Source organism: Aeromonas sp. s7(2024) (assembly GCF_040907825.1).
GTDB classification, from domain to species: domain Bacteria; phylum Pseudomonadota; class Gammaproteobacteria; order Enterobacterales; family Aeromonadaceae; genus Aeromonas; species Aeromonas veronii.
In genome coordinates this window covers 112,562-125,414 of the sequence record NZ_JBFOCM010000016.1, presented here as the reverse complement: position 1 = coordinate 125,414, position 12,853 = coordinate 112,562, and the positions used below count along the sequence as shown (strand labels likewise).

Sequence of the window (12,853 nt, the reverse complement as noted above, 5' to 3'; positions counted from 1 at the left end):
AGGTGCGGACTGAAATGGAGTAAAACGCTGAAGAGCAGAAGAAATGTCTAAAATTCACTCAACATCCGAGATCCGAGGACTGACATTTTAGACAAAGCAAAAATTACATTGATGACAGGTAAACATCATGGCTACCGCCCCTGGGTTACAGCCCCCAGCTTGCTGCTCTTTACCAAATTGCTCACGCCTTTGGTCATCATACCTCCAGCATCGTTATGTCTTGGCAGCGTTGATCGCAACACTCTCTCACTGACACGCCGCGAGTTAGCACACTGCACCAGCCCGATTTTATAGGGAATTCTATCCCGTTTTTCCCAAGGATGAACAGTTGAAAGTAATTTGTGATGGGGGCAACTTGAGGCTCATCACAACATCAAGAGCGCGAAACGCCTACTCATACCTCGCTTTTTCAATTACAACCACGCAATTTTTGCTTACATTTTTCACAAAAAAACAGGGCAACCCATGGGGTTGCCCTGTTTGATTGTCAGCCAGCCCAAAACAAGTTGGCGATTTATTGAACTCCGTTCAAATTAGCTCAACCTGCATGTCATCAGTCACCTTTTGACTCAACTGCTGCAGCCATGCGCGCCTCTTTACTTTTGTGGCTAGTGAAATAGCGCATCACCAGCACAAAGAAGAGCGGTACGAAGAAGATGGCCAGCACGGTGGCACTGATCATCCCCCCCATCACGCCGGTACCGATGGCGTTACGGCTGCTGGCACCGGCGCCGGAGCTGATCACCAGCGGCAGCACCCCGAGGATAAAGGCGAGCGAAGTCATCAGGATCGGACGCAGACGCAGGCGTGCCGCCTCCACCACAGCCTCACCCAAGCCCATCCCTTTGTCGTAGAGCTCTTTGGCAAATTCCACGATCAAAATCGCGTTTTTCGCCGACAAGCCTATGGTGGTGAGCAGACCGACCTGGAAGTAGACGTCGTTCTCCAGCCCGCGAAGGGTGGCAGCCACAATGGCCCCCAGAACCCCGAGCGGTACTACCAGCATCACCGAGAACGGAATGCTCCAGCTCTCGTAGAGGGCCGCCAGGCAGAGGAACACCACCAGCAAGGAGATGACGTAGAGCGCGGGTGCCTGTGAACCGGCCTGACGCTCCTGGAAGGAGAGCCCAGTCCACTCGATGCCCACCCCTTCCGGTAGCTGTTTCACCATCTGCTCGATGGCGGCCATCGCATCACCGGTACTCTTGCCAGGCGCAGCTTCACCGACGATCTCCATCGCCGGCACGCCGTTATAACGCTCCAGACGCGGCGAGCCGAAGCTCCACTCGGTGCTGGCAAAGGCGGAGAAGGGCACCATCTGACCGGCACTGTTGCGCACATACCAGAGTTTCAGATCTTCCGGGTTCATCCGGAAGGGGGCATCCGCCTGCATGTAGACCTTCTTGATCCGGCCACGGTCGACGAAGTCATTGACGTAGGAAGAACCCCAGGCAGTAGCCAGGGTGTTGTTGATATCCGCGATGGATAGCCCCTGCGCCAGCGCCTTCTCGTAGTCGATCTTGATATCGAGCTGCGGCGTATCTTCCATCCCGTTCGGGCGTACCCGTACCAGAGTGGGATCCTGCGCCGCCATGCCGAGCAGCTGGTTACGCGCCGCCATCAGCTTGTCGTGACCGATACCGCCGCGATCCTGCAGGAAGAAGTCAAAACCGGTCGCCGTCCCGAGCTCCGGGATCGGAGGCAGGTTAAAGGCGAACACTTGCGCCTCCTTGATGCTGAACAGATAGCCCATGGCACGACCGATAATGGCATTGGCGCTGCGATCCGGGCTCTTGCGCTCGCTCCAGTCCTTGAGCTTGATAAAGGCCATACCCGCGTTCTGGCCACTACCGGCGAAGCTGAAACCGGATACGGTCAGGACGGAATCGACGTTATCCTTCTCGTTTTTCAGGAAGTAGTCGCGCATGTCCGCCAGCACCACCTCGGTGCGCTGCTTGGTGGCCCCCACCGGCAGTTGGACCATGGACATGATGACCCCCTGATCCTCTTCCGGCAGGAAGGAGGTGGGCATCCGCACAAAGAGCACTGCCAGCACCGCCAGCATGGCACCGTAGATCAGGCTGTAGCGCACGCCCTGCTTGATCACCTTGCGCACGCCGCTCTGATAGCGATTGGTACCCGCATCAAAGGCGCGGTTGAACCAGCCAAAGAAGCCGCGCTTGGCCCCAAACTCGCCATGTTTCATCGGCTTGAGCAGGGTGGCACAAAGGGCCGGAGTCAGGATCAACGCCACCAGCACCGACAGCACCATGGCCGAGACGATGGTCAGCGAGAACTGGCGATAGATGGCACCGGTCGAGCCGCCGAAGAAAGCCATCGGCACGAACACGGCGGAGAGCACCAGGGCGATCCCCACCAGCGCGCCGGTGATCTGGGTCATCGACTTGCGGGTCGCTTCCAGCGGGGAGAGATCCTCCTCGCTCATCAGCCGCTCCACGTTCTCCACCACCACGATGGCATCATCCACCAGCAGGCCGATGGCCAGCACCATACCGAACATGGTGAGGGTATTGATGGAGAAACCAAACGCCGCCATCACCCCGAAGGTACCGAGCAGCACCACAGGCACCGCGATGGTCGGGATCAGAGTGGCGCGGAAGTTCTGCAAGAACAGATACATGACGCAGAACACCAGGAAGATCGCCTCGATCAGGGTCTGCACCACCTCCTCGATGGAGATCTTCACAAACGGCGTAGTGTCGTAGGGGTAGACGATCTCCATGTTGGCCGGGAAGTAATCCGACAGCTCGTTGAGCTTGGCACGCACCTTCTCGGCGGTATCCAGCGCGTTGGCACCGGTCGCCAGCTTGATGGCAACCGCGGCGGTAGACTGGCCGTTGTAGAGCGCATCGGCGTCATAGCTTTCGCCCGCCAGCTCGACCCGGGCCACATCTTTCAGCCGTACCTTGGAGCCATCCTGATTCACCCGCAGCAGGATATCGTTGAACTGCTCCACGGTAGAGAGCCGGGTCTGCCCCATGATGGTGGCGGTGAACTGCTGATCTTCCACCGACGGGGTGCCACCCAGCTTACCGAACGCCACCTGGGCGTTCTGCGCCTTGATGGCCGCCTGCACATCACCCGGGGTCATCTGCACCCGGTTGAGCTTGTTGGGATCGAGCCAGACCCGCATGGAGTACTGGCTGCCGAACAAGGTGATATCCCCTACCCCGTCCAGACGGCTCAGAGGCTCCTTGATGTTGGAGACCACATAGTCCGCCAGATCGTCGTTGTTCATCGAGCCATCGCTAGAGATGAAGGCCGCGACCATCAGGAAGCTGCTGGAGGTCTTCTGAACCCGGATCCCCTGCTGCTGAACCTCTTGTGGCAGCAGCGACATCGCCTGCTGCAGCTTGTTCTGCACCTGCACCTGGGCGATATCGGGATCGGTACCCGGCTGGAAGGTGAGGGTCACCGACACCCGACCCGCGGAGTCAGACTGGGAGGACATGTAGAGCAGGTGATCCAGCCCGGTCATGTTCTGTTCGATGATCTGGGTTACCGAGTCTTCCACCGTTTTGGCGGATGCGCCCGGATAGCTGGCGGAAATACCGACAGCGGGCGGCGCAATGCTCGGATACTGGGCGACCGGCAATTTGATGATGGCCAGGCTGCCCGCCAGCATGATCACCAGCGCGATCACCCAGGCAAAAATGGGTCTGTCTATAAAAAATCGAGCCATGAAGCGACTACTCCATCCTACTTGTTGGCCGGGGTGTTGGACGCGGCTTGAGCAGACGGTGCATCAGCACCCTGCTCGGCGGGATTGACCACGGCGCCCGGTCGTACTTTCTGCAAGCCAGCCACGATAACCCGCTCGCCGGAGGTGAGCCCTGACTCCACCACCCAGTTGCTGCCGACGATACGGCTCAACTGCACGTTGCGCAGCGCCACCTTGTTGTCAGCGGTTACCACCATCACGGTGGCGCCACCATTGGGAGTGCGAGTCACGGCAGTTTGCGGCACCAGCAGTCCTTGCGCCCGTTCCCCCTCTTGCAGGGTGGCGCGCATAAACATGCCGGGCAGCAGCAGCTGATGAGGGTTGGGCACAATCACCCGCAGGGTCACCATGCCGGAGGTCTCATCCACGGTCACATCAGAGAACTGCAGCGAGCCCTCTTCGCCATAAGTGGAGCCATCTTCCAGCTGGAAGGTCACCTTGGCTCCCTTCTGCTCGTCCTGGGTCAGCTTGCCCTCGGCGACCAGTCGCTTGAGGCGCAGCAGATCGGCGGTGGACTGACGCACATCCACATACATGGGATCGAGCTGCTGAATGGCTGTCAAGCTATCAGCCTGCTGGGCAGTCACCAGCGCCCCCTCGGTCACCGCGGATTTACCGATACGGCCGCTAATGGGGGCGGTGATGCGGGTGTAACCGAGATTGATCTCGGCAGTGCGCAGGGCCGCCTTGCTTGCCATGATCTCCGCCTTGGCCTGCTTCCAGCTCGCATCGGCGTCGTCATAGTCCTGACGGCTGATGGATTTGACCTTGAGCAGCTCCTGATAGCGCTGCGCCTTGAGGCGGGCACTCTGCTCGTTGGCCTCGGCCTTGGCCAGATTGGCCTTGGCGCTGGCAACCGCCGCCTGATAGACAGCCGGATCGATCTGATAGAGCAGATCGCCCGCCTTCACATCGCTCCCCTCGGTAAAGAGGCGCTTGAGGATGATGCCGCTCACCTGCGGACGCACTTCGGCCACCCGCAACGGGGCGCTGCGGCCGGTCAACTCGGTGGTCAACATCAGCGGACCGCTCTGCAGGGTCACCACGTTGACCGCCGCAGGGGGCATGCCGCCCTGTCCCTGGGGTGCGCCCCCCTTGTCACCACAACCTGCCAGCAAGCCTGTAGCCAGCAGGGCAAGACCTACCGAACGAGCAAGAATATGTTTATGCATGAAACACCTGAGCCTTTGCCAGTCAATGAACAATCAGGGCCGCATGGGCCCTGTTGGTAAATAGTCGAAAGATGAGGCAATATACATACATTCATAAATGTATGTAAGTGACTTTTTGCTTGCATGAGGCACAAATTTCGATGGCCAGACGAACCAAAGAAGAGGCGCAGCAAACACGCTGCCACATCATGAGCACGGCGCTGGATCTGTTCTGCTCCCAGGGCTTGGCCAAGACCAGCCTGACCGACATCGCCAGGGCGGCAGACCTGACCCGCGGGGCCATCTATTGGCACTTCAAGAACAAGGATGAACTCTTCATTTCGCTCTGGCAGGAGCTCTGCAGTCCCCTCGCCCACCAGCTCGATGCCTGCCTCAATCCAGATGAGCCGGATCCGCTGGGGCAACTGCGCCTCTTCTTCGAAGGGGTGCTCCACAGCTTCATTCACAATCCGGCCCAGCGGCAAATGTTTACCATACTGTTCAATCTCGAATCGCTGGAGGGGGAAGCCATCTCACTGCGCGAGCATATCCGCAGCCAGTCCGCCAACTTCTTCCGGGATCTGGAGACCACCCTGGCCAATGCGGTACGGCGGGGCCAACTGCCCGCCAACCTCAACCTGCAGCGCGCCGCCACCCTGCTCCACTGCACCCTGGATGGCTACATCATCAACTGGCTCCACTTTCCGGGGCGGATAGACCTGCAGGGCGAATCCGCCTTCCTGATAGAGAGCATGTTCATCATGCTGGCCCAGCCCCACGGGCCTGCCTGCGGCCGCTAACCGGCTCCGGCAACTCCCACCCATCCAAATCGGGGCCTGACCGCACGCTTTGGCAGTCAGGCCCCGATTTGTTACCCTGTGCGCCCCCTGCTTGAGGTAACCCCTGTGCCACACTCTGTCGCCATCCCCGCTTCCCGGCCATTTAACGACCAGCACGCCCACGCTCGGGCTGCCTTTGTGGCGCGCCTCAAACCCGGCGCTCACCTGCTCAATGGTCAGTGCGGTACGGGGGAGGAACTGTGCTGGCTGCGTGCAGAAGGGTATGTGGTCACCGCCTGTGAAGCGGTACTGGTCGACGCCAAAGTCGCCTCACAGCAATCCGGACAAGCAGTGCGGGTCTGCCCACTGGCGAAGATGCACTCGGTGCTCCCTTACGATGGCATCTGGCTAAGCCGCCCGCTTGATGGCGACGCAGCCACCCTTGTTCCCCTGTTGCAACAGCTGGCGACCCTGCTCAAAGCGGGCGCTCCGATCTGCTTCCCCCTGCCGCCAAGCGGCAAGATAACTGACGCTCAGCTACAGCAACTGGTCACCACATCCGGGATAGCGCTGCAACTGGCGCCGATGGAAGCCGTATCAGCCAGTACATCAGATTCCTCAAGTCAACACGCCAGCCAGTACGTCATGTTACTGCGTGGCGATCATCAGGCCACCTAACGGGCTAATTCATCACGGATTTTCCTGTTCAACGCCAAGCCGACAGCTAGTCGGCGATCTTGATCTTCGACAATATTTAACTCGGCATTAACGCAGAAAAGGCAGACATAACACGGCTTACGTGTTAAAAAGTGTGATTAATATCAAAATTTAATAACAAAACAGACAATACAACCAACTCCGGATTTCCTTATGAAACTTGTCCTGAAACTCATTGCTGGCATCCTTGCCGGTCTCTTGCTCGGTCTATACGCCCCTGAGTGGGTGGCGCGCGTGCTGTTTACGGCCAAGACAGTGATAGGTCAGCTCATCACCTTCACCATTCCGCTCATCATTCTGTTCTTTATCATGAGCGGCATCGCCAGCCTGCCGAAAAACTCCGGCAAGCTGCTGGGCAAAACCGTGGCCCTCTCCTACTGCTCCACCATTCTGGCGGGGCTGTTCGCCTTTACCGTGGCGAGCCACCTTATCCCGCAGTTCACCACCGCCGCCGAGCCCACCACGGCCACGGCTATCAAACTTGCCTCCTACGTCAATCTGGAGATCCCGCCGCTGTTTGGCGTGATGTCGGCACTGGCTGCCGCTTTCGTGTTCGGCATCGGGATCAGCGCCACCCAAGCCACCGATCTGCGCCGGGTCGCCGATCAGGGTCGTGACATCATCGACCGCCTGCTGGCCAAGGTGATCATCCCGCTGCTGCCGTTCTATATCGCCGGCGTCTTTGTCGAAATGACGGTAGAAGGCACCGTATTCGCCACTCTGAAAACCTTCGGCGTGGTGCTGGTGATGGCGATCCTGATGCACTGGATCTGGCTCTCCGTGCTGTTCGTGGGTACCGGTCTGGCCCTTGGCCGCTCACCGGCCCAGCTCATCAAGAACATGCTGCCCGCCTACTTCACCGCGCTGGGGACCATGTCGAGCGCCGCCACCATTCCGGTCGCCCTGCAATCGAGCAAGAACAACGGCGTGAGCGACGGCATCGCCAACTTCACCGTGCCGCTGTGCGCCACCATTCACCTCTGTGGCTCCACCATTACCCTGGTCACCTGTGCCACCGCGGTGATGTTCCTCTCCGAGCATCTGGCCATTCCGGGCATCGACACCATGCTGCCCTTCATCATGATGCTGGGTGTCATCATGATCGCCGCCCCGGGCGCGCCGGGTGGTGGCGTGATGTCGGCGCTGGGCCTGCTCACCTCCATGCTCGGCTTTGGTGAAGCCTCCATCGCCCTGATGATCGCCCTCTATCTGGCGCAGGACAGCTTCGGCACCGCCTGCAACGTCACTGGTGACGGCGTGATTGCCCTGTGGGCGGATCGCTTCGCCAACGGTAGCGAGAGCGCAGCAAGTGCAGCCCCCGTGGCCGAGGCCGAACAGGCGTAAACTCGCCGAGATAGCCCGACCATCCTCTGCAAAACCGCAGGCCCGAACCATGTTCGGGCCTGCGTCGTTTCTGCCACCTTCACAGCGTTTGTACGTATTCCTCCTCCCCCTCTTTACCCCTCTCTGCCGTAAACAGCATTCGCGCAGCTCTCTACACCCGACAAAATTATTGGCATATGCCACATATGAGCGTATAAATGGCTTATGCCAATTAGGAGCCACCATGCCAAGACCCAAGATTGCCCGCCAGATCTGTGGCCGCCCCGCCAACAGCTGCTTCAAACCCAACGGCCGCCCCATGCATCAGCTGGAACAGGTCACGCTGGCCCCTGACGAGTTCGAGGCACTGCGCCTCGTCGACCTTCAAGGAATGCAGCAGCAGGAGGCCGCCCTGGTGATGGGGGTCTCCCGCCAGACCCTGGCCAATATCCTGAAAAAAGGGCGCTACAAGGTGGTGGAGTGTCTGAGTCTGGGCAAGGCATTGATGATGCAACCCGCCGAGCCCGACCACCCAACCAGTGGAGAAGAGCCGACATGAATGCTGTCACAACCATGACCACCACCCTCTGCAACAGCGCCCTGATGCTGAGTCAGGGGTTGCTGGCTGGCCACTTTACCCGTGCCGAGCAGCTGCAAATTCTTAATCCCGAAGGGAACGTTATCACCACCCTGGCTAACCCGGCCGCCGCCGAAGGCTGCCACGGCAAGCAAGCGCTGCTCGACGCCCTCACCCATCATCACGTGGGTCAGGTGGTGGTGCGCAATATCGGCGAGCGGATGCTGGGTCGCCTGCTGGCGGTCAATATCCGGGTGCTGCAGTGCCGCACGGCCCGCCTGCCGCTGCCCGCGCTGCTGGCCCCCGCCAATCTGCAACCTCTAACCGAGGCCAGTCAGGGGCGTCCGTCTCGCCGTCATCAGAGCAAGGCGACTATCCGTGCCATCCAGCCCGTCGGCGCAAGCCACAGCCATGCGAATTGTCACGGTGGTTGCAACAGCAGCTCCGATCACTGTTGCGCCAGTGGTGGCCATCAGGCAGAGAGCCCACGACAAGGCCATACTTGTTGTCAAGGCAGTGAGGGCGCAGGCCAACAGGGCGGTTGCTGCCATCATCACTGATGCCATCACCGTGCATGTCATCACCATCAAGGAGAAGAGATCATGTCCATCTGGTTGTTGAGCCTGCTCGCCTCGTTCGTGCTGATTCTGGCCATGGGCACCATCATCTGGTGGCGCCAATACCAGCTTGCCCAGAAACGGGAAGATAAAGAGGTACGCCCCTGTGGCTGCTCCAGCGCCTGCGCGGATCACCTCTATCAGATCAGCGAGCCGGCGCCCAAAAAGTAACCTGAGCGCAAACGCCATAGCCACAGAGATAAGGTCGGCAAACTAAAGGCGCATTTAATAGAAAGACGCATAAGAGAGAGGGGGCACCTGCTGGTGCCCCCTCTCTATTTACTCCTCGCCATGCTTGAACCGCCACTTTGCTCCTTACGCACAGCACACGTGCTCAACAAGGCTCTGCGCCGCTGGTCGCCACACTCGTAGAGCAGGCCGGATCCTGATACTGCTGATAGATGGCATAAAACTCGGCCTTGTTGTGCAGGGCTGCGGCGACACAGGCGGGATCAAACTGGCTGCCGGCATGCTCCTCCAGATAGGCAAACGCCGTCTCGAACGGCCAGGCCTTCTTGTAGGGGCGCTCGCTGGTAAGGGCATCAAACACATCGGCCACCGTCACGATGCGTGCCGCCAGCGGGATCGCCTCCCCCGCCAGCCCCAGCGGATAGCCGGTGCCGTCGAAACGCTCGTGATGGCTGGCGATGATATTGGTCAGCATGTCAGTGTGGTGAATGCCATCGAGACCAAACTCGTTGATCATCAGGCTGATCATCTCCCGCCCCTTGCCGGGGTGGATCTTCATGATCTCGAACTCTTCCGGGGTCAGCTTGCCCGGCTTGAGTAAAATGGCGTCCGGCACCGCGATCTTGCCGATGTCGTGCAGCTCGGAGAAGAGGTAGATAAACTCCACCTCCTCATCGCTCAGCCCGCAAGTCGGGGCCAGCGTCTTGGCAATCAGCCGGGAGTAGGCTGACATCCGGTGCAGATGGTTGGCGGTCTCCTCATCCCGATAGCGGCTAAACTCCCGCGCCGTGGTCAGCGCGCCGCCAAGGGTCTGGATGGAGAAAAACTCAACCGCAATGATGGCCGACAGCGCCTGGGCATAGGCCGACAGCTCGCTGCGGATCGGCTCCTCGAAGTATCCCGGCTCCATGGCATCACAAAACAGAAAGCCAAACAGCTTGCTGTTGAACAGCAGCGGCTCGGTATAGCTGGAGGCATAACCCGCCTCCAGCACCTTGCGGCTGTGCTCCGACGCAGAGCCACGCAGGGCATCAAGATTGCCGAGCACCCGGGACTGCTTGTGCTCCGCCAGATAACTCAGGGAGGGGACATCGCTCAACTTCACCTCATACTGCACCAGTGGCGAGGGCCCCTCGGTGCTATGGGCAAAGGTCTTGAGCTGATCGGTATGGGGATCGTAAATCGCGATGGCTACCCGACTCAGCTTGTCAAAGCGCTGCCTGAGCGTGGCATGTACGCTCTGCATTTTTTCGCCAAATGAACTTTCCATCGCCTTCTCCAACGGGTTCCCGTACCGGGAGTATAGTGACTCCCGGTGCTCTCCTCTCTGTCACCAAATCAATATTGAGAGGAAAATCAACAAAGCAACATCCCCACAACAAGCCCGCACGGCAGAGGCAATAGCCCTACAAAGGGCACGTCATCAGCGACTGCTGGTGCAGCCCAATCTTGCCTGGTCGGAGATATTGTTCGGTTCTGCCATGCTGGCTGTATAGTTTTTGGTTAACCATTCCGGTAAAATCCGCGCCCTTAAAGAAGAGCCACCTAAGAGTGATTGAGCGATGTCCAACACAAAACAGGCCCCCAAAGTAGGATTCGTCTCCTTGGGTTGCCCCAAAAACCTGGTCGATTCAGAACGCATCCTGACCCAGCTGCGTACCGAAGGGTACGATGTGGTGCCCAGCTATGACGATGCCGAGCTGGTCGTCGTCAACACCTGCGGCTTTATCGACAGCGCGGTGCAAGAGTCGCTGGAAGCGATCGGCGAAGCGCTGGCCGAGAACGGCAAGGTGATCGTCACCGGTTGCCTCGGCGCCAAAGAGAATCAGATCCGCGAGATCCACCCCAAGGTACTCGAGATCACCGGCCCCCACGCCTATGAAGAGGTGCTGGGTCACGTCCACAAATATGTGGAGAAGCCGCAGCACAACCCCTTCACCAGTCTGGTACCGGCCCACGGCGTCAAGCTGACCCCGCGCCACTACGCCTATCTGAAGATTTCCGAAGGGTGCAACCACCGCTGCACCTTCTGCATCATCCCCTCCATGCGCGGGGATCTGGTGAGCCGCCCCATCGGCGACGTGCTGGCAGAAGCCAAGCGTCTGAAAGAGGCGGGCGTGAAGGAGCTGCTGGTGATCTCCCAGGACACCTCCGCCTACGGCGTCGATGTGAAGCACCGCACCGGTTTCTACGACGGCATGCCGGTCAAGACCAGCATGGTCGCCCTGTGCGAAGAGCTGGCCAAGCTCGACATCTGGGTACGCCTGCACTACGTCTACCCCTACCCGCACGTAGATGACGTCATCCCGCTGATGCGCGATGGCAAGGTACTGCCCTACCTCGATATTCCGCTGCAGCACGCCAGCCCGCGCATCCTCAAACTGATGAAGCGCCCGGGTACGGTCGAGCGCACCCTGGAGCGGATCCAGAAGTGGCGCGAGATCTGCCCGCAGATCACCCTGCGCTCCACCTTTATCGTCGGCTTCCCGGGCGAGACCGAGGAAGATTTCCAGATGCTGCTGGACTTTATCGACAAGGCGGAGCTGGATCGCGTCGGCTGCTTCAAATACAGCCCGGTCGAAGGGGCGCTGGCCAACGAGCTGCCGGATCCGGTACCGGAAGAGATTCAGGAAGAGCGCTTCCAGCGCTTTATGGAGCTGCAACAGCAGGTCTCCATCCGCAAGCTGGCCCGTAAAGTGGGTCAGGAGATGACCGTCATCATCGACGAAGTGGATGAAGAGGGCGCCACCGGCCGCTCCTTTGCCGATGCGCCGGAGATCGACGGTCTGGTCTACCTCAACGGCGAAACCAACCTCAAACCGGGGGACATGGTCAAGGTGCGGATCGACGAATCCGACGAATATGACCTGTGGGCCAGCCTGATCAGCTAATTGAGGCCTTACCAGCCAAATGAAAAAAAGCGCCTGCGGGCGCTTTTTTATTGGCTCAATATCGCAGGCAAAACCGCTGGCCTAGCTCAAATCATGGAGCGCCTTGCCAAGAGGCGGCGTGAGGCGCAGGTCAGAGAAGCGCACCGCCAACCCCTGCCGCTCCGGCGTGCAGCACATCACCCCGATAAAGCAGCGCTCGCTTGGCGGGAACGGGGCGAGGCGCAGCAGCGGCCATACCTTGCCATCGGTGGAGTATTGCAAACGCAGGCAATCGGCCAGCCGGGTAATCCGCAGCCAGAAGCGGCGCGGATTGCCGGTGAAGATGCCGGTGGCCCAGTCAGAGCGCGGATTGGTCAGCACGCTGCCGATCATCGGCTGGGCATCGTTGTACTCGATGCCCGCTTTCAGCCAGTGCTCGTCGTCTTGCAGCAGCATCAGCCCCGCCTGATCGTAGAGGGTGGTGAACTCCCCCTCGACGCAGACCTGAAAGGTAAACTCCCCTGCCACCTCGCAGCCATAGAGATGCCCGCTATGGCGCTCGAAGCCATACCAGGTGCTGCGCCAAAAATCGGTCTGCTGGTCCGTGACTACCTGCAAACCATCGTCTGTCTGGTGCCATTGGGCCGGTTCATTGAGCCAGCGCCATTCCATCCCTTCCATCATTCCTGCTTTGCTCCCTTATCGCGCGTAATCCCGCAAAAATGGGGCTCGCCAACCCCTCGTCCGGTCACGGCAGGTAATGGCTGCGCTTCTGCGGAACCTATAAAAGGAGTCAATAGTGTCGCTATTGCCGCCCCGATACAAGGCTTGTGCGTTGCGCCATCAGTGCGCCCCAAAAAGCGCGGGGGGCCTGATGGCCCCCCGCAA

11 protein-coding genes are annotated in these 12,853 nt (G+C 59.6%); 7 read left to right on the top strand and 4 right to left on the bottom strand.

Features of this window, described 5'->3' with window-relative positions:
• Positions 1-553: 553 nt before the first annotated feature.
• Positions 554-3,703, bottom strand: a complete 3,150-nt coding sequence (locus AB5Y73_RS05640; RefSeq protein ID WP_118854089.1) for an efflux RND transporter permease subunit — start codon at positions 3,701-3,703, stop codon at positions 554-556.
• Between the two features lie 17 nt (positions 3,704-3,720).
• Positions 3,721-4,914 (bottom strand): efflux RND transporter periplasmic adaptor subunit, encoded by a 1,194-nt coding sequence (locus tag AB5Y73_RS05635; RefSeq protein ID WP_181497486.1) that lies wholly within the window; start codon positions 4,912-4,914, stop codon positions 3,721-3,723.
• Between the two features lie 140 nt (positions 4,915-5,054).
• On the opposite strand from AB5Y73_RS05635, the gene AB5Y73_RS05630 reads away from it, so the two are divergent.
• The 6 genes from AB5Y73_RS05630 (at position 5,055) to AB5Y73_RS05605 (ending at position 9,077) form a co-directional block, all read left to right on the top strand.
• A complete protein-coding gene (locus AB5Y73_RS05630; RefSeq protein ID WP_181497487.1) occupies positions 5,055-5,693 on the top strand; it encodes a TetR family transcriptional regulator in 639 nt (212 codons plus the stop codon).
• Between the two features lie 105 nt (positions 5,694-5,798).
• Positions 5,799-6,350, top strand: a complete 552-nt coding sequence (locus AB5Y73_RS05625; protein WP_158113164.1) for a hypothetical protein — start codon at positions 5,799-5,801, stop codon at positions 6,348-6,350.
• A gap of 192 nt (positions 6,351-6,542) precedes the next feature.
• Complete coding sequence (locus AB5Y73_RS05620; protein ID WP_181497488.1) at positions 6,543-7,733, top strand: dicarboxylate/amino acid:cation symporter; 1,191 nt, start codon at positions 6,543-6,545, stop codon at positions 7,731-7,733.
• A gap of 223 nt (positions 7,734-7,956) precedes the next feature.
• Entirely contained in the window at positions 7,957-8,271 is a 315-nt protein-coding gene (locus AB5Y73_RS05615; RefSeq protein WP_005338107.1) for a DUF134 domain-containing protein, read from the top strand.
• On the top strand, positions 8,268-8,849 hold the full coding sequence (locus tag AB5Y73_RS05610) for a NifB/NifX family molybdenum-iron cluster-binding protein (RefSeq protein ID WP_181497489.1): 582 nt from the start codon (positions 8,268-8,270) through the stop codon (positions 8,847-8,849). Before AB5Y73_RS05615 ends, AB5Y73_RS05610 begins: the two co-directional genes overlap by 4 nt.
• Positions 8,850-8,891: 42 nt before the next feature.
• Positions 8,892-9,077 carry a hypothetical protein gene (locus tag AB5Y73_RS05605; RefSeq protein ID WP_005350263.1) on the top strand — a complete coding sequence of 62 codons (186 nt, stop codon included), beginning with the start codon at positions 8,892-8,894 and terminating at the stop codon, positions 9,075-9,077.
• Between the two features lie 163 nt (positions 9,078-9,240).
• Here the strand turns inward: AB5Y73_RS05605 and AB5Y73_RS05600 are convergent, their stop codons facing one another.
• Complete coding sequence (locus AB5Y73_RS05600) at positions 9,241-10,365, bottom strand: HD-GYP domain-containing protein (RefSeq protein WP_118854095.1); 1,125 nt, start codon at positions 10,363-10,365, stop codon at positions 9,241-9,243.
• 292 nt (positions 10,366-10,657) lie between these two features.
• Between AB5Y73_RS05600 and rimO the strand changes: the two genes are divergently transcribed.
• Positions 10,658-11,986 carry a 30S ribosomal protein S12 methylthiotransferase RimO gene (gene rimO, locus AB5Y73_RS05595; protein ID WP_088869804.1) on the top strand — a complete coding sequence of 443 codons (1,329 nt, stop codon included), beginning with the start codon at positions 10,658-10,660 and terminating at the stop codon, positions 11,984-11,986.
• A gap of 81 nt (positions 11,987-12,067) precedes the next feature.
• On the opposite strand, the gene AB5Y73_RS05590 is transcribed toward rimO, so the two are convergent.
• Entirely contained in the window at positions 12,068-12,649 is a 582-nt protein-coding gene (locus AB5Y73_RS05590; protein ID WP_118854101.1) for a DUF1349 domain-containing protein, read from the bottom strand.
• Positions 12,650-12,853: the final 204 nt, after the last annotated feature.